Below are 19,180 nucleotides of genomic sequence, written 5' to 3' on the forward strand. Positions count from 1 at the left end.
GAATTTTATGGCAATAAATAAATTAAAGCTATTTTTTAGAGAAGTAAAAATTTTTAAGAAATTTTATAATTATCTAAATTCATTAAGGACAAAGTTGATTAATCAAAAGGTATTGAATCAGCTGCGTGATCTTGAAAATAAATCTGAAGTAAATCTCTTTAACAAGCAACAAGCACTTCTAAATAATATGCTATCTTATGCTTATAAAAATACTGAATATTACAAACAACTTTTTAACTCCAATAATGTTAAAATAGAGAATGGCTATGATTTAAAAAAAATACCTTTTTTAACTAAGGAAATTATCAGGTCAAACACAAAAGAATTAATCAGTAATGAATATGGCATCCAGTCCTTAGGCAAACGCAACACTGGAGGAAGTACTGGCGAACCTTTGGAGTTCTACTGTAGTACAATGGCAGGGCTGTCTGATTTTGGGCATCATAATTATCTATACTCTTTGATGGGCTATAAAAGTAGTGATATCATTTTGAGTTGCGGTGGTATTGAAATTGATAAAGAACTTAGAGCCAAGAATATCTTTTGGACAAAAGGTAATAAAGGCGATTTATTTGGTGATTATAGATTTTCTGTACTTTATCTCACCGATCATAACATTCATATTTATGTTAATAAATTGATATTAATTAAACCGGCTATTCTAAGAGGTTATCCATCTTTTTTTTATAGCCTTGCTAGATATATCTTAGAACATAATATTATAATAGGCTTCAAAATTAAAGGTATAAATCTTACTGCCGAAATGTGCTCTCCGGAACAGAGAATAATTATAGAAAAAGCATTTTCATCAATGGTTTTTTTTGAATATGGACACAGTGAAGTAAGTCTATATTGCTATACGAAAGACAAGACATATATTTATGAATCTTCTCCTATTTACGGCTATATTGAAGTACTAAATGAGGATGGAACAGAAACTAAAATTGGTGAAGTAGGCAACATTATTACAACTGGATTTATAAATTATGGTATGCCATTTATTCGCTATAAAACTGGAGATTTAGGAAAATTAGTTTATAGAAATGGAGGTATTGTTCATTTTAGTGAAATTTATGGTAGAACTCAAGATTATATCATTTCCAAAGAAAATCAAAAAGTTTATCTAACAGCCTTAATCTTTGGTCAGCATCTAAAAGCATTTGCAAAAATTAAAAAATGGCAAATTCGCCAAAATACTATTGGTGAAATAAATTTTCATATAGTCAAGGACATAAATTATAGCAAAAGTGATGAACTGGATATACTTGAAAAGATTAATAGTGTAACTAATGTTGAAATCAGTTTCAAATATGTAGATTCAATTCAAACAACTAAGTCAGGTAAACATTTGTTCCTTTTGCAAGAAATTAAATAAATTTTATATTTCGGTATTTAAAAAAACAGATTTAAAAATAATGATTAATAATAATAATAATAATATATGTTGCATTTTTAATTTAGCGCCACATTACAGAGCCCCAATTTTTAAGTTGATGGATAGTCAACTAAAGTGCGATTTTTATTTTGGTGATTTTGTTGGAACACCCATTAAAAAAATAGATTATAATGAACTAACAGGCTTCAAAAAAGAATTAAAAAATATATATATTCCGCATACTGGTTTTGAGTGGCAAAAAGGTGCTTGGCAACTAATATTTAAACCATACAAACATTATATTATTACAGGAACACCAGGATCATTATCTAATTGGGTATTACTTTTATTTGCTAAACTTTTGAATAAAAAAATTTATGCTTGGAGCCATGGAATGAAAGGTAATAACACACCTGCTGGAAGAATAATAGAAGTCAACTTTTATCGACTTTGTTATAAAGTACTATTATACGGAGATTATGCTAAAAATATAATGGAGAATGCCGGTTTCTCCGAAAATAAATTAATACCTATCTACAACTCTTTAGATTATAATAATCAAGTATCGATACGTAAAAATCTAAAACCAAATAATATTTATTTAAATCATTTTGGTAATTCAAATCCTGTTTTAATATATATCGGAAGAATTCAAAAAAGAAAAAAGTTAGAACTTTTAATTAGTGCAGTCAATGATCTGAATAAAGAAAAAAAACCATGCAATTTAGTAATCGTAGGACCAGACGAAGAAAATAATGATATACCAAAACTAATAGAAAATTTAAATTTAAATGATAAAGTTTGGATGTATGGCCCATGTTATGATGAAACCAAGAGTGCAGAACTTCTATTTAACGCACATGCTTGCGTTACCCCTGGTCCAGTAGGTCTTACAGCACTTCACGCGCTAACTTATGGTTGCCCGGTAATTTCGAACAATGATTTTGATACCCAAATGCCAGAATATGAATCTGTAACCCCAAAAGAAACAGGAAGTTTTTTTGAATTAGACAACTTAGAAAGTTTAAAGGAGCATATAAATTATTGGATTTCAAAAGATTTGTCACAAAGAATTGACGTGCGTAAATACGCTTATAAAATAATAGATGAGAAATACAATCCACATTATCAAATTAATATTTTAAAAAACTTAATGCAAAAGTAGATTATGAAAATTCTTTGGATTTCTTACATGATATTTCCAGACCTTGCCAAAAAGCTAGGCGAAACTGTACCTATAGGTGGTGGATGGATGTATGGCCTTGCGAAAGATTTAACCAATAGTGGAATTGAATTAACCGTAGCAACCGTACGCCCTAAAATGAAAGAATTTATAGGCACCATTAATGGTATTGAATATTGCCTTTTAGAAGGTAAAGAGTCTATACTACACTATGATTCTAGTTTGGAAGAAAAATGGAAGAAGGTAATAGAAACAACTAAACCAGATGTAGTACATATTCATGGAACAGAATATGCTCCAGGCCTATCTCTAGTAAAAGCTTGCCCTAATACAAAGTTTGTTGTTTCGATACAGGGTATAATTGGTGTAATAGCTAGATATTATAATGGTCAGATACCATTAACAGAGATTATAAAAAATATTACTTTTCGCGATATTGTTCGACTTAATTCTATTTGGCATGCCAAAAGAAAATTTAAAAAACGCGGAAATAAAATAGAACATAAATTTCTTACTTTATGCAATAATTTTATTGGACGTACACAATGGGATCATGATCATGTAATCACTGTAAATCCAAAGGCTCAGTACCATTTTTGCAATGAATCATTAAGAGATTATTTTTATATAGCTCCAAAATGGAACTTGAACCAAGCAAAAAAACAAACAATTTTTATAAGCCAAGCACTATACCCAATAAAAGGCTTACACAAGGTTTTAGAGGCCTTAGATATAGTAAAGCGTGAATATCCTAATATTAAACTTAGAGTGGCTGGAATGGACATCACCAAAACGAGTACTTTTAAGGAAAAAATAAGATTGGATGGTTATGGTAAATATATAAAGTCGTTGCTTAAAAAGTTAAACTTACAGAAGCAAGTAATTTTTACAGGTCCTTTAAATGAAGAAGGTATGGCAAAAGAATACTTGAATGCTCGTATGTTTATATCACCTTCTAGTATAGAAAACAGCCCTAATTCTCTGGGGGAAGCACAATTATTAGGCGTACCATGCATTGCTTCTTACGTTGGCGGTGTTCCAGATATGGTAAATAATAAAAAAACAGGATTATTATATCGATTTGAGGAAGTAGAGATGTTAGCACAAAATATTATTAGCTTACTCCGCAATGATTCTTTAGCTAATTCGCTTTCTAATGGCGGTATGCATGTTGCAACTGAAAGGCATGACAGAAATAATAATTGTAAAAAAACTATAGAAATTTATAAGAACATTATCAGTAGCAAGTCTTAATTTAAATTTTTTTAAAAATATTGTATAAAATTTATAATAATGAATAATGAAATCAAAATATTTATTAAAAATAACAAAATTTTACATTCAATATCAAGAAGATTATTAAGACTTAAAAATAAATATAGAAAAAGTATAACAGGCAAAAAAAATGTAATCAAAAATAAAGGTGTCTGTTTAAATGTTAAATATGACATTATTGGGAATAATAATACGGTTGAAATTTTAAATGGAACCATATTGGCAGATTTAACTATATATATGAGGGGAGATAATCATAAGTTAAAAATTGGAGAATTTTGTAATTTCAAAGGTGGAGAATTTTGGTTTGAGGATAATAACTGTACAATATCTATTGGAAACTCCACTACTATTGAATCGTCTCACTTAGCTGTGACCGAACCGTTTAGTTCAATATTCATTGAAGATGACTGTATGTTTGCTAATTATATTGAAGTAAGAACAGGTGATTCACACAGTATTATTGATCTAAGTACCCAAAAAAGAATTAATAAAGCAAAAAACGTGATAATTGGAAACCATGTTTGGGTAGGTGCGCATTCAAAAATTTTAAAAGGTGTTAGTATTGGCGATAATAGCATTATCGGGACTAATTCAATTGTTACCAATAATATTCCAAATAATACCATTGCAGCTGGCATTCCTGCTAAAGTAATTAAGCAAAATATAGATTGGCTACGAGAGCGAATATAATATATTTAGTATCGTTTATAAAAATAGTTATCCATGAAACTAATTCATCTGAATTTTAATCTTTATTCAATAACAATTATCTTTCTCCTATCGATTTATTTAATAAATCCTTTAAATTTCGGATACTTAGCAGGTTATTTAATTGCAGCATTAATTCTTGTTAATGGCAGTTTCGTACTAAAAAATTTAGATATGGATTTGTTGTTATTGTTACTATATTCAACAATATATGCTCTTTTCTATTCCTTTGATTTTGAGAGCCAAGGTAAACAGTTTATCGCCATATACGCAATAACGCCACCTGTGTTCTATTTAGCTGGTAAATTCTTAGTAAAAGACAAGCCTAGTTCCAATATTATATATTATATACTTTTTGGCATATCCATTCTATATTCTATTAGCGCTTTAATTTCTGTCTTCTTAAATTTTTATGAGGGTGGCTTCGTACAATTGCAACGGAGTATCCCTTTTTTCTGGGGTGGTCAGCCGGTTTCAGCAACGGTGATGGGTTCGTTTTTTACATTAAATATGTGTATACCTGCCCTACTTATTCTTAGTAAGGGAAAAAAAGGGCTGATTTTTAATGTAATAGCAATAGTCACCTTTGTGATTTCTTTAATTTGTGTTTTAAGACTGGGTAGTCGTACACAATTAGGTATATTCTTAATCATGACCATTTTTGCATTTTTATATATGTTGCCCAAACAATCTATAAAACAAAATGTAATACTAATCGGTTTAGTATGCCTAGTTATATATTATATCTCTACCAAGGTATCCTTTAATATGAATGCGGATTGGTTAACCACATTTTCAGACCGTATGGATAGTAGCGGTGGAAATATAGCAAGTGGAGGTGGTAGAACTGAACGTTGGGTAAAGTCTTTTGAATACCTATTCAAATACCCTTTAGGTTGGGATTTGAAAGAATTTGGTTATTCTCACAACCTGTGGTTAGATGTTTTAAGAGCTGTAGGAATAATTCCCTTTTTTATCCTTATCATTTACAGCATTCGATCTGTTAAGCAAATTTACAAAACAACCAAGCTAAATAGAAAGGCCACTGACTTTAACGGACAGGTAATGGTTTATTTTTTAGCATTTTTTGCTTTATTTATGGTAGAGCCGATTATGGAAGGTATATTTGGTTCTTTTGCTCTTTTTTGCCTGTTCAAAGGTGTTATTAATAAATATTATACCAACGAATTAGAAATTAGCACCATAAAAAAGCAATAGTTATCATTCATTTTCTTCTTCTTCCCTTGTCATTACAATAAACGTATTTTTTTGAAGTTTACACAATAGGATTGTCTTAATTGAATTTAAGTATAGGTTCTAATGAAATACTTAAAAGAAGGCAACTTTACAACCGAACAAACTAAAAAATTAAGAGTACAACATTATGAGTAAAATAGCATTGATTACTGGTGTTACTGGACAAGACGGCGCTTATCTAAGCGAATTTTTATTAAAAAAAGGCTACATAGTACACGGATTAAAAAGACGTTCTTCTTTGTTTAACACTGACCGTATAGATCACTTATATCAAGATCCGCATATAGAGCAACGTAATTTTATATTGCATTACGGGGACATGACAGACAGCACTAACCTTATTCGGCTTATTCAAGAAATTCAACCCGATGAAATTTACAACTTGGCAGCAATGAGTCATGTACAAGTATCTTTTGAGGTACCAGAATATACCGGCAACGCAGATGGTCTAGGTACGCTAAGAATACTTGATGCGGTACGTCTTTTAGGACTATCAAATAAGACACGTATTTACCAAGCTTCAACTTCTGAACTCTATGGAAAAGTACAGGAAGTACCACAGTCAGAAACCACACCTTTTTATCCAAGAAGCCCATATGCAGTAGCTAAAATGTATGCCTATTGGATAACAGTAAATTACAGAGAAGCGTATGGCATGTACGCCTGTAACGGGATTTTATTTAATCATGAATCTCCAATTCGTGGCGAAACTTTTGTTACCCGTAAGATTACAAGGGCAACAGCACGTATCGCACTTGGAATGCAAGACAAATTCTATTTAGGTAATTTAGATGCGCAACGAGATTGGGGCCATGCAAAGGACTATGTACGAATGATGTGGATGATTTTACAAGCCGACAAAGCAGAAGATTGGGTAATTGCCACTGGAAAAACAACTCATGTTCGCGATTTTGTAAAGTTTGCCTTTGCAGAAGTAGGTATAACATTAGAATTTAAAGGTGAAGGTGTTAATGAAAAAGCATTTGTAAAATCGTGCAGTAAACCCGAGTTTGCAGTAGAAATTGGAAAAGAAGTTTTAGCGGTAGACCCTAAATATTTTAGACCTACAGAGGTAGATTTATTGATAGGTGATCCTACGAAAGCCAACACAAAATTAGGTTGGACGCCTGAACATGATTTACAAAGTCTTATCAAAGATATGATGCAAAGTGACGTGAAATTAATGCAAAAAGAACGTTATCTAAAAGACGGCGGCTACCGTACAATGAATTATTTTGAATAAGTAATGTTGCCCTACATTCTTAAAGAACCATATTTAATAGAAAAAATAATTCTAAATAAAATAGTCTATCTAAGAATAAAAAGTGCACAGATAAAAATGCAATAAAATATCTTACTCGTTACAGAGTACTAGTAGATACTACAATTAAGCCGTTGACTATATATTAATTATGGAAAAACTTAATATTACGTTTCAGATAACCAATGTTCACATTGGTTATCTGAAATACAAAATACGCTTATAAGTAGAGACCAATAAAATTATAAAACATCTGATCATATAGATTTAGTAAAAAATAGGCATTTAAAATAAATTATTATACGATAGCGCAATAGCTGGTGATTCATTGAAAAAACTTACAAATGTGGGCAGGCTATATAACCTCATATGGCAGCACAATGTTGAGCAAAAAAACGTGATTGATATGTGTACAATTAGTACAATTCAATTTTGAATTAGAATGAATTTATAAAATGCCTAGAAATAAAAAATTGAGTAATGTATAAAATAGCAGTATTGTTAACATGCTTTAATAGAAAGCAAAAAACATTAGATTCTTTAAAGCACCTTTACCTTTCCCTAGAAGTAGTAAAGGATGATATTAGTCTCGACATCTATTTAACTGATGATGGTTCTACAGATGGCACAGCTGTAGCTGTTGCTGAAAATTATCCAAATATTAACATATTACAAGGAACTGGAAGTCTTTATTGGGCAGGTGGAATGCGTAATTCTTGGAATGAAGCAATTAAAACAGAGTATGATGCATTTCTGTTATTAAACGATGATACCAACGTTTACGACACCATGTTTACAGAACTTATTGAAACTCACGCATACTCGCAAAAAAAATATGGTAAGGGTGGTATTTATTGTGGTCCTACTATGGATAAGGACAGTAAGGAATACACATATGGCGGTCATAACTTCACTAACAAATTTCTTGCTCATTTTACAAAAGTTCTGCCAAATGGAAAAAGTCCACAACCTTGTGAACTCGGTAATGCTAATATTATGTGGGTAAGTAAAAATGTGGTTGATGAGATAGGTATTCTATCTAAAAATTATATTCATGGACTAGCCGATTACGATTACACATTAATGGCAGTAAAAAAAGAATTACCCGTACTAGTTACGTCAAATTATTTAGGAAATTGTTCAGACGACCATACGAATCCATACAAAACTTTTGCAAAACTATCGTTTAAGAAAAGAGTAGAACTCTTAAATAATCCATTGGGATTAGATTTCAAATCTAACCTGGAATACAATAAAAGGAATTTTCCTATTCGTCTACCAATAGTTTACATAATGGGCTGGGCAAAAGTGTTTTTCCCTAATCTCTATGTAAAAAGACATCAAAACATTTAGTCAGTTAAATATTACTTAGGCATCATAGGTTACTTAGAGCTTCAAACAATAAATTAATAAATGGCAAAGTATTACACCTTTCATATATTAATAAATATTTTGAATTTTGAATTCAAAATAGCAATTAGCCTAATTTTCAACGGACTCGAAGTAACCAACAATTATCCAGTACTAAAATGAAATTAGCTCTTCTTTTACCGAATACTGAATCATCAGCACCCTATCTCAGCTATTATTTAGATATTATTGAGAAAAACAATCTAGAATACGAATTATTTACTTGGGACAGAGAACCAAAAACCAAAGTTAACTCCAATAGTTATAAATCTAAAAACAAGGGTACTAACCCTTTAACTACTACCATTGAATATTATCGCTTTGGTAGGTTTTTAAAAGAAAAAATAAAAAAAGGTAAATTTGATAGGTTAATTGTATTCACTCCTCAACTTGGTATTTTTTTAGGAACTTTTCTAACGAAAGAATACTCAGGTAAATATATTTTAGACATTAGAGACTACAGTCCAGTTATCGATTATTTTAAAAAAAGATTTTCGATGTTAATACAGCATTCAAAAATAACCTCTATCTCATCTAAAGGCTTTTTGAATTGGTTACCTAAAAACAGAAGCTATATAATTTCACATAATATAAGTACACTACTTATTCAAGAACACTTACAAGGCAATTTTAAAAAAACTTTATTTTTTTCCAATGATAAAATAAGAGTAGATACTATAGGCGCAATTAGAGATTTTGAAGCAAACTCATCTTTATTAAATAGTTTAATGAATAAAGATAATTTTGAAATGTCATTTATAGGTAGAGGGCCCGCTATCCCCTTATTAGAATCGATGGCTAAAAAAAATAAAATAAAAAATGTAAAGTTTTTAGGCTCTTACGATAAAAACCAAGAAACCAAACTTCTAAAACTAACTGATTTTATCAATATCATACTAGATGATAACATGGCTAGCTCTTACATTACAACAAATCGATTGTACTTATCAGCCTTATTAAAAATACCTTGCATCACTCGAAATGACACTGAACAAAGCAAAATTATTACAAAATACAATCTGGGTCTCAGTATCAATAATTTTTCTGAAGTTTCGAATGAAATAGTGAGCTATAAAGAGAACTTTAACAAAGAACAATTTATTGACAACTGTACCGTTTTCTTACAAGACGTGAAGAAAGACCAAGACCAATTTGAAATGGTGGTACAAACATTCATAACCGAAATCTAAATTATGTTTAAAAACAAAACACTACTTATTACAGGAGGTACAGGATCCTTTGGAAACGCCGTACTAAATCGCTTTCTGGAAACCGATATTAAAGAAATCCGTATTTTTTCTAGAGACGAGAAAAAACAAGATGACATGCGTAACCACCTAAAAAATGAAAAAGTAAAATTCTACATTGGTGATGTACGTGATTATAATAGCATTGATAAAGCAATGAGAGGGGTTGATTATGTATTTCATGCTGCAGCCTTAAAACAAGTGCCTTCTTGTGAATTTTTTCCTATAGAAGCTGCTAAAACTAATGTTTTTGGAACTCAAAATACTATAGATGCTGCTGTTGCCAACGGTGTAAAACGCGTTATTTGCTTAAGTACAGATAAGGCTGCCTACCCGATTAATGCAATGGGAATTAGTAAAGCCTTAATGGAAAAAGTAGCGGTCGCAGCTTCTAGAAACATTCATGAAGACAAAACCATTGTTTGTCTTACCCGTTATGGTAATGTAATGGCATCAAGAGGTTCGGTAATACCCTTATTCGTAAATCAAATTGAACAAAAATTACCTTTAACGGTAACCGATCCAAAAATGACCCGTTTTTTAATGTCATTGGAAGACGCTGTAGATTTGGTACTGTTCGCTTTTGAACATGGAAACCAAGGAGATTTATTCGTTAACAAAGCCCCTGCTAGTACCATAGGTGATTTAGCGGCTGCCGTAAAAGATATCTTCAATGCCGATAACGAGATTAAAGTTATAGGTACGCGACATGGAGAAAAATTATACGAAACCTTATGTACTAGAGAAGAAATGCAAAAGGCAGAAGATATGGGAGAGTTTTATCGTATACCTGCAGATAATAGAGACCTAAACTATAGTCGATATTTCTCTGAAGGAGAAACTAACACGAGTGAAATAGAAGATTATCACTCTCATAACACAATACAGCTTTCGAACAAAGAATTGAAGGAAACTTTATTAAACTTAGAATACATTAAAGACTTGTTATAAATGGCTTCGTATACCCTTATTACCGGCAACATCCATACCGATGAGAGAGGTGCAGTATCATTTTTAAATTCTTTTAATCTTACCGAGATTATTAGAATGTATGAAATAGCACCTAGTAACCAAACAATGATAAGGGCGTGGCAAGGTCATGAAAATGAGAAAAAGTGGTTTTACTGTACTCAGGGTAGTTTTATTATAAACTTGGTTAAGATACCTAGTTTTAAACAACCGTCGCAAGATTTAAAAACAGATAAAATTGTTCTCTCAGCAGCTAACCCAAATATTTTAGCAATTACTGGCGGCTATGCAACAGGCATTAAAGCTATTGAACCTAATTCAAAACTTTTGGTTTTTTCTAATTTTACAGTAGAACAATCTAAAAATGATGACTTTAGGTTTGAGCCAAACTATTGGAAAGCGCAATGGGAATAGCAAATATTGACACATTTTAAAAAATTGATGCAATGAAATTTAGAGTAGGAATTACTGGTCAGGCAGGTTTTGTCGGATATCATTTATATAGCACATTAGCTTTAAAGGAACAAATTGAACTTGTTCCATTTAAGCGTTCATTTTTTTCTGACGATAAAGCCCTAGCTACTTTTGTTAAAAGCTGTGATGTGATTGTACACTTAGCCGCCATGAATAGACATGAAGATGCTAATGTAATTTATGAAACGAATATAGCACTCGTAAATACCCTGATCAGCGCTTGCGATAAAGAAAAAGTTAATCCTCATATTATTTTTTCATCTTCTTCTCAGGAGGTCAATGATAATTTATATGGAAAGTCTAAAAAAGAGGGTAAACACCTTTTTATGGACTGGGCGAACAAAGGTAACGGTAAGGTAACATCGTTAACGATACCAAATGTTTTTGGTCCTTTTGGTAAGCCAAATTACAATTCTGTTGTGGCTACATTTTGCCATAAAATTGCCCATGATGAAGAACCAGCCATCATCAATGATAGCGAAGTAGGTCTTATTTATATCAACGATCTTGTTTCACAATTTATTAAAGTTATAGAAGATGAAATTGAAACAAAGAATATAGGAAAAAATAGCTATGAACTACTCATAGCACCAGAAACACATATTAAAGTTTCTAAAATTCTTTCGCTACTAAAACAATATAAATCTGATTACATGGGAAAAGGAATTTTTCCAAGTCTAGAAGATTCTTTTGAAAAAGCACTTTTTAATACCTTTAGATGTTATGTACCTGAAGACCACTACCCTGTTAAATACACTAAGCACACAGATGCAAGAGGTAGTTTTGTTGAAATAGCGAGAACGGAGACGAGTGGTCAGTTTTCTTTTTCTACAACAGTACCTGGTATTACAAGAGGTAACCATTACCATACTAGAAAAGCAGAACGTTTTGCAGTAATAAGTGGAAAAGCCTTAATACAGCTAAGAAAAATTGGAACTGATGACGTTATAGATTATTATTTGGATGGCACCGAACCTGCCTATGTAGACATGCCAATATGGTATACCCACAATATCAAGAATATAGGAGATGAAGAATTGATTACATTATTTTGGATAAATGAACCTTATAATGAGAAAGACGCCGACACCTATTTCGAAAATGTATAAACCAACTACGAACTAAAAGCACAAATTTTGAAAAAACTTAAAGTACTTACCGTCGTCGGAACACGACCAGAAATTATTCGATTGGCTTGTGTATTAAACGCTTTGGATGCTAATAAATCTATTGAACACACCTTAGTACACACCGGGCAAAATTACGATTATGAACTTAACGGAATCTTTTTTGAAGATTTAGAAATAAGAAAACCTGATATATTTCTAAATGCAGCTGGTAAAAATGCTGCAGAAACCATAGGTAATATTCTTATTAAAATTGATCCTGTTTTGGAGAATATCAATCCAGATGCTTTTTTAGTATTAGGAGATACCAATTCATGCCTATGTGCTATTCCAGCAAAAAAGAGGAAAATACCTGTATTTCATATGGAAGCGGGAAACCGTTGTTTTGATCAACGTGTGCCAGAAGAAACCAATAGAAAAATTGTGGACCATGTGTCTGACATTAACCTAACCTATAGCGATATTGCTCGTGAATATCTTTTAAGAGAAGGTCTTTCGCCAGAAAGGGTTATTAAAACTGGAAGCCCTATGTTTGAGGTATTGCACAAATTTAAGGCTAAGATAGAGGCTTCAGATGTGCTTAATAAGCTGAAACTTGAAGAAGGCAAGTTTTTTGTGGTCTCATCGCACAGGGAAGAAAATATAAGTAATCCTAAAAATTTTGAGGGTCTTATTACTTCTTTGAACTTAATTGCAGAAAAATATGATTACCCTGTTATCGTATCGACACATCCAAGAACACGAAATATGTTGGATGCCAAAAAGATAAAGGCACATAAAAACATCAGGTTTTTAAAACCACTTGGTTTTTCTGATTATAACGCGCTACAATACCATTCTTTTGCCGTATTATCAGACAGTGGAACTATTTCTGAAGAATCTAGTATTTTAAATTTTAGGGCATTAAATATTAGGGAAGCTCACGAACGACCAGAAGCCATGGAAGAAGCTTCTGTTATGATGGTTGGCTTAAACCCTGAACGAATATTACAAGCTTTAGATGTTTTAGAAGGGCAAAAGCGAAATCCTGAACGAAATTTCAGACCGGTTGCAGATTATTCTATTCCCAATGTAAGTGATAAGGTAGTACGAATAATTTTGTCTTACGTAGATTATGTAAACCGTGTTGTATGGTCGAAATAAAAAATGTAAAAATGAAGAAAATACTTTTCTTGGGCTTGACCTTTCCTGATGTAAAAAAGAATACTCATCTCTATACAGATTTGATACATGAATTTCATAATCAAGGACATGATGTATTGGTAATAGCACCAGACGAGGAAGGTCGTAAATCATCAGAACTGGTTATAGAAAGCGGAATACAAATTTTGAGAGTCCCTACCCTAGCCCTTTTTGGAGGTAACAAAATCGTAAAGGGGCTTTCTAATATTCTACTTTCTCATCAATATAAACGAGCTTTTATAAAACATAAAATTGCCGTAGATTTTGACTTGATATTAATACCAACACCACCTATTACACTAATTGATTTTGCAGCATGGATAAAAAAGAAATCCAAAGCAAAATTATACTTAATTCTAAGAGATATATTTCCCCAAAATGCCGTGGATCTGAAAATGATGTCTAAAGGTGGGTTTATATACAATTACTTCAGAAAAAAGGAAATAAAACTTTACAAGCAATCCGATAGAATTGGCTGTATGTCTCCTGCAAATATTGATTTTGTTACAAAACATAATCCTGAAGTAGATACATCAAAATTACATTTGCTGCCCAATTGGGAAAAGATTCATGAATTACCAAAAGATTTGAATGAATTGGCCATGAGAGAAAAATATGGTCTTACCAATAAAATGATTGCCATATTTGGAGGTAATATAGGATTACCACAGCGTGTAGAAAATATTATTCAACTTGCACAAGCATCTCAAGAATTAGAAGATTTAGTCTTTTTTATAGTTGGCAGAGGTACTGAACGCGAACGAATAAAAATTATGGCCGAAGAAATGGGTCTTAAGAACGTAATCTTAAAGGGAAACCTTCCTAGACAAGATTATAATGACGTTTTGGCTATTGCAGACATTGGGCTTATTTCATTAAACCAAGATTTTAGCATCCCTAATTTTCCTTCAAAAGTTAATGCTTACTATTGCTTTAAAAAACCTGTATTGGCATCTGTAGACGTAAATACAGATTTCGGAATCATACAAGAACAAATACAGAGTGGTTTTTATTCAAATGCCGGAGATATAGAAAGTTTTAAAAGTAATCTTCTAAAACTATACAACAGTAAAGATTTAAGGACAACATTAGGTCAAAATGGTTATATGTATATGAAGAATAATTTATCTCCTGAACAAGCCTATACTACAATAATAAACAGTTTCACTGCATAAGTATCAGTTAGTAATGACGCGTATACTATTTGAGTAAAAAACGACAAATTACTAAACACATCAACCTTAGGGTAACAAAATTGAATTTGTCTAAAAAAATAATATGAAGATACTTTTTATTGCAATGCGTTTCAGAAGGGATGGCTTTGCTACAAATGTTTTAGATCTAACACAGGGTCTTGTGGAACGAGGACATGAAATACATTTGATTACAAGCGGCTTTCTAAAATCTGATGACCAAGGAGAAGATACGTATTTTAAAAAATTACAACAAGATTTAAAAGATTGGGGTGTAAAAGTTTACTACTTTAAAGAACCTAAGGGTAATGTTTTAAAAAAAGGGATTCTTTCAATTACAGAAACCTTAAAAGTACTTTCTTACATACTTAAAATAAACGCCGATATTATTCATGCCCAATCACCAAATACCACTTTATTTCCGTGGCTATTAGGAAAAAAATATATTTCTACGGTACATACCGATACTATACGTCCAAATTTTTCATACAAACACCCAGACCTCCTAATATCTGTCAGTTCAGGCTCCAAAGATTTTACTGAAAAAATTATGGGTACTGATCCAAAAACCGTTCGAATAGTACACCACGGAATTTCAAAACGATTTGCCGATCGAATTTCAAAAGAGGAAATAAACCGATTAAAACAACAAAACAAGATTCCTACTGATAAAATTATTGTAGGATTTGTAGGCAGATTAATTAAAGCAAAAGGGTTAGATGTTTTAATAAATGCTGTAGCCCACCATCTGCCCAAAGAAGTGCTTGATAAGATTCATTTGGTTTTAGTTGGTCATTTTGACGATGCTGCAGGTGAAAAATGGCTTATGGACCTTGTTGAACAAGAACATCTAGAGAAAAAAGTGAGTATTTTGCCCTTTCAAGACCCAAAACCGGTATACCAAATGTTCGATATTTTTACACTACCATCGAGGATAGACACCTTTGGATTGGTAGCAGTTGAAGCAATGATGAGTGGTTGTTGCACGATAAGAGCCAACTCATATGGAGCAACTGATCAAATAGATCACGGCAAAAGCGGTTTTATTTATGACATGGAAGACGCCAAACAATTAGGTAATTTACTCAATCAAGTTGTCAATGACGATGGGTTAAGAAATAAATTAGCCTTAGCTGGAAAAGAGAAGGCATTGATTCAATTTACTAAAGACAGTATGGTAGAAAAGACTTTGGCCGTATACGAAGAACTTATGCTACTGTAGCTTTCGATAAATCTGCTAAAAATTCAAGCATCAATAAAGTTCTAATTATAAAATACTAAACATCAGTTTATCTAAAAAATATTAACTTCTTCGATATACATTTATGTATCAACTATTTTTTGGTTTCTTTGTATTATGAATAAAACTATAATTGGATACGGCTCTTTTTTTCATAAAACAGATATCGATCAAATTTCTGAAACAGATCACTCTTTTTTAGGGGAACATCATCTTTTTTATGCTGGACGATATGCAATGCGCTTCATTTTTGAGGCAGTACTAAAAGAACGAGAAATTAAAACAATCTGGTTACCAAACTACTATTGCCCATTTGTAAAAGACTGGTTAGAAAACACATTTTCACAAATAGCATACTACGATATAGACCCATTTGATGCAGAGGCTAAAGTAAATTTTTTGGAATTCGAAACAACAGATATGGTTTTAGTTAATAACTTTTGGGGGCTAAAGTCAAATACAATACCTCAATGCGATCGACCTATTATTATAGAAGACCATTCTCATGGGTGGTTAACTGATGGATGCATTGAAAGCGAGGCAGATTTCTGCATCGCCTCTTTGAGAAAAACATTACCTGTACCCCTTGGAGGTATTGCATGGAAACCTAAGAAAAGCAGTAGCACAATTGCTTTTCCTGCTTTACAAAAAAACAACAATATAGATACGGTTAACTCTATGACGACCTCTTGGGACGCTATGTCATTGGCAATGCAACTAAAAGATAGTTGCGAACGTGAGCAAGATAAAAATGTTTTTCTATCGACTTACAATCAAGGAGAGAACATTCTGCGTGACATTCAAGAAATAATTCCGTTACACAACGAACATGAAAAAGTTATAAGGAATGCGTTATTTAGAGATTTTAATTATTTCAAATCAAAAAATAGTGCTTACGTAAAAACAAAAATTAGCCAAAATAATAACTTTAAAGTACTTGATGCTAAAAACAAAGTACCCTTTGGACTATTATTAATTTTTAAGGATAGAGAATCTTTAATACAGCTAAAGCAGTTTTTAGTATCAAATGCTATTTACCCCGCAGAATTATGGCCTCAGAATAATATTAAGTATACATATCAATTTTTATTGAACGTCCATATTGATTTTAGATATGATACGCAAGATTTAGATCATATAGCCGATGTTATAAATAGGTATCGACCTAGTGTTTTAAAACATGAAGCTTAGTATTAAAATTAAAGAAGCACTTAATCCTCAATTAACCATTACTTAATTATGATATATAAAACCTATTTTAAAAGACCTTTAGATTTCATTCTGGCCCTTTGTGGTCTTTTAATTCTCTCCCCCATTATTTTAATAACAATTGTTATTTTGACCATAAGTTTTAAAGAAAGTCCTTTTTTCACACAAAAAAGACCAGGTAAAAATGAAAAAATCTTCTCTGTTCTAAAATTAAAGACAATGAACAGTAGAAAGGATGCCAATGGAAACCTTCTACCTGACTCGGAAAGGCTTACACCTATGGGCATCTTTATAAGAAAAACATCGATTGATGAACTACCGCAATTAATTAATGTACTTACTGGAGATATGAGTCTTATTGGTCCAAGACCATTACTTATAAGATATTTACCATATTATACAACAGAAGAAAAGAAGCGTTTTTTAATTCGACCAGGCATTACTGGCTTAGCACAAATATCTGGAAGAAATTTCATGAGTTGGGAAGATAAATTTATAAAGGACATTGAGTACATGAATCAAATGAGCTTTAAAAACGATATTATAATTATCTTCAAAACAATTGAAAAGATTTTCAACCCAGGTGAAATTGATGTAGATCCAAATTCTAACCCAATTATGTTAGCTATGGATTTACAAAGGCAAGATTGGGATGAATTTAAACACTTAAAGAAAGGCTGATCTTGAACAATAAATTTTGATATCTAAAGAAGATACATCTAATTTAGAATTTGCAATCTGGATTGAAAATATAATAGGTTTAAAAGAATAATTTATTCTTTTAAACCTATTATTATACTATTAAATAGCATCTACTAATTCTAATTAAATATTAGCAATTCTAAAATTAATTTTTTTAATATACCTTAACGTTTTACATCCCGATATTTAGGAAAGTATCCAGTTTCAAGATCTACGAGAACATTATTATTCACATCCTTATATCCTGCTTTACTTAAAAGTTCTAAGTAAACCTTAGGTAATATAATTTTTCTACCCGTGTAAAAATCGATATCATTATCTAACGGAAAATACTTTTTCTTGTATTGATATAATTTATCATCTAAACCATTAGATAAACCACCCCCAATCATATAATAATCCATTCCCTCTTTATTACCCCATTGAATGGCGTTTATTTTTAAAAACTCATTAGGTCTCAACTTAAAATAATCAGAATCGGTACCGCCTAAAAATGAAAAAATAGTATTATCAGAAATTAGAAAAAGTTCAGCCGAAATAGGAATTCCGTTATAATACACCAAACCAACAGCACATTTTTTAATGTTTTCTTGCCAAAAATTAATAAAATAATCTAACGGATGATAAAATGAATCGATAGCATCACGTCGGTTCATTGTATTTATGTATACTTTGTAAAAATCTTTAATTTTTATTTCAGAAAAATCTCCATAACACATTTGAAAATCTAAACCAAGCTTTTCTGCCTTACGAAACTGATTTCTTGTATTAGATTTTAAATTGGACCAAAAAATATCCCAATCAGTTATATTACCCTTTACATTCAAAAGCGTGTGTAACGCAGTACCTGAATAATTTGCTTGGTTACCAAAGAAATTAAATCTCAAAAACTCGGAAACAACTTTATTTTCAGTATACCAAGAATCTACCGACATCCAAAAATCACTCACAACATCTTCTGATAGTCCCTTCAAAAAGAAAGGTCCATTATACCCCCAAGGACTACTTACATCCTTAAATCCGGTATCCGAGTCATTAATAATGATATTTCTAAGTACAAAAGGCATAACAACCTTAACAGAACCATCTTCAGTTCTGTAATCAAAAAAATGCAATTGTTCTAGTTTATTTTCTCCACTAATCAACAATTCAAAACAATAATAGGCACTATCACAACCCACATCGATAAGTGCTTTTTTGTAGATTTTTATAGCTTCTGAATTTATTAAAGAGTAACAATTCAATGTTAGAGCCTGGGTAGACATCATAATTTTTATATTTGTAGAATAAAACGCAAAGCAATTAAAAGAATTGCCTAATAAACTATAAAAATAAATGTTTTCGCCTTAGTATTCCTATTTTCAG

General features: G+C 31.5%; 17 protein-coding genes. 16 read left to right on the top strand and 1 reads right to left on the bottom strand.

From position 1 onward, the window contains the following. Nucleotides 1–7: 7 nt before the first annotated feature. The 16 genes from ACJJVT_RS08695 to ACJJVT_RS08770 all read left to right on the top strand — a co-directional run bounded on the left by ACJJVT_RS08695 (nucleotide 8) and on the right by ACJJVT_RS08770 (nucleotide 17,794). Nucleotides 8–1,375: a hypothetical protein gene (locus tag ACJJVT_RS08695; RefSeq protein ID WP_405397972.1), complete on the top strand. Its 1,368-nt coding sequence runs from the start codon at nucleotides 8–10 to the stop codon at nucleotides 1,373–1,375. 118 nt (nucleotides 1,376–1,493) lie between these two features. Further along, complete coding sequence (locus tag ACJJVT_RS08700) at nucleotides 1,494–2,540, top strand: glycosyltransferase (RefSeq protein ID WP_405397974.1); 1,047 nt, start codon at nucleotides 1,494–1,496, stop codon at nucleotides 2,538–2,540. 3 nt (nucleotides 2,541–2,543) lie between these two features. After that, on the top strand, nucleotides 2,544–3,812 hold the full coding sequence (locus ACJJVT_RS08705; protein WP_405397976.1) for a glycosyltransferase family 4 protein: 1,269 nt from the start codon (nucleotides 2,544–2,546) through the stop codon (nucleotides 3,810–3,812). Nucleotides 3,813–3,851: 39 nt separating this feature from the next. Continuing rightward, entirely contained in the window at nucleotides 3,852–4,526 is a 675-nt protein-coding gene (locus tag ACJJVT_RS08710) for an acyltransferase (RefSeq protein WP_405397977.1), read from the top strand. Between the two features lie 33 nt (nucleotides 4,527–4,559). After that, a complete protein-coding gene (locus tag ACJJVT_RS08715) occupies nucleotides 4,560–5,762 on the top strand; it encodes an O-antigen ligase family protein (RefSeq protein ID WP_405397978.1) in 1,203 nt (400 codons plus the stop codon). A gap of 166 nt (nucleotides 5,763–5,928) precedes the next feature. Continuing rightward, nucleotides 5,929–7,044 carry a GDP-mannose 4,6-dehydratase gene (gmd, locus tag ACJJVT_RS08720; RefSeq protein ID WP_405397979.1) on the top strand — a complete coding sequence of 372 codons (1,116 nt, stop codon included), beginning with the start codon at nucleotides 5,929–5,931 and terminating at the stop codon, nucleotides 7,042–7,044. A 498-nt stretch (nucleotides 7,045–7,542) separates the two neighbouring features. After that, entirely contained in the window at nucleotides 7,543–8,415 is an 873-nt protein-coding gene (locus ACJJVT_RS08725; RefSeq protein WP_405397980.1) for a glycosyltransferase family 2 protein, read from the top strand. Nucleotides 8,416–8,591: 176 nt separating this feature from the next. Next, a complete protein-coding gene (locus ACJJVT_RS08730; protein ID WP_405397981.1) occupies nucleotides 8,592–9,662 on the top strand; it encodes a hypothetical protein in 1,071 nt (356 codons plus the stop codon). A gap of 3 nt (nucleotides 9,663–9,665) precedes the next feature. Beyond that, on the top strand, nucleotides 9,666–10,670 hold the full coding sequence (locus ACJJVT_RS08735) for a polysaccharide biosynthesis protein (protein ID WP_405397984.1): 1,005 nt from the start codon (nucleotides 9,666–9,668) through the stop codon (nucleotides 10,668–10,670). Then, nucleotides 10,671–11,102 (top strand): hypothetical protein, encoded by a 432-nt coding sequence (locus ACJJVT_RS08740; protein ID WP_405397985.1) that lies wholly within the window; start codon nucleotides 10,671–10,673, stop codon nucleotides 11,100–11,102. A gap of 32 nt (nucleotides 11,103–11,134) precedes the next feature. Further along, nucleotides 11,135–12,271 carry an NAD-dependent epimerase/dehydratase family protein gene (locus tag ACJJVT_RS08745; RefSeq protein WP_405397986.1) on the top strand — a complete coding sequence of 379 codons (1,137 nt, stop codon included), beginning with the start codon at nucleotides 11,135–11,137 and terminating at the stop codon, nucleotides 12,269–12,271. Between the two features lie 27 nt (nucleotides 12,272–12,298). After that, complete coding sequence (wecB, locus tag ACJJVT_RS08750; protein ID WP_405397987.1) at nucleotides 12,299–13,432, top strand: non-hydrolyzing UDP-N-acetylglucosamine 2-epimerase; 1,134 nt, start codon at nucleotides 12,299–12,301, stop codon at nucleotides 13,430–13,432. Nucleotides 13,433–13,443: 11 nt separating this feature from the next. Continuing rightward, nucleotides 13,444–14,646: a glycosyltransferase family 4 protein gene (locus tag ACJJVT_RS08755; RefSeq protein ID WP_405397990.1), complete on the top strand. Its 1,203-nt coding sequence runs from the start codon at nucleotides 13,444–13,446 to the stop codon at nucleotides 14,644–14,646. Nucleotides 14,647–14,749: 103 nt separating this feature from the next. Beyond that, nucleotides 14,750–15,886 (top strand): glycosyltransferase family 4 protein, encoded by a 1,137-nt coding sequence (locus ACJJVT_RS08760; protein ID WP_405397992.1) that lies wholly within the window; start codon nucleotides 14,750–14,752, stop codon nucleotides 15,884–15,886. Nucleotides 15,887–16,021: 135 nt separating this feature from the next. Further along, nucleotides 16,022–17,095, top strand: a complete 1,074-nt coding sequence (locus ACJJVT_RS08765) for a hypothetical protein (protein WP_405397993.1) — start codon at nucleotides 16,022–16,024, stop codon at nucleotides 17,093–17,095. Nucleotides 17,096–17,143: 48 nt separating this feature from the next. Further along, nucleotides 17,144–17,794: a sugar transferase gene (locus tag ACJJVT_RS08770; RefSeq protein WP_341777686.1), complete on the top strand. Its 651-nt coding sequence runs from the start codon at nucleotides 17,144–17,146 to the stop codon at nucleotides 17,792–17,794. A gap of 185 nt (nucleotides 17,795–17,979) precedes the next feature. On the opposite strand, the gene ACJJVT_RS08775 is transcribed toward ACJJVT_RS08770, so the two are convergent. Beyond that, complete coding sequence (locus ACJJVT_RS08775; protein WP_405397994.1) at nucleotides 17,980–19,083, bottom strand: GNAT family N-acetyltransferase; 1,104 nt, start codon at nucleotides 19,081–19,083, stop codon at nucleotides 17,980–17,982. Between the last annotated feature and the right edge of the window lie 97 nt (nucleotides 19,084–19,180).

Source organism: Maribacter sp. Asnod2-G09 (assembly GCF_045063795.1).
Classification (GTDB): Bacteria; Bacteroidota; Bacteroidia; order Flavobacteriales; family Flavobacteriaceae; genus Maribacter.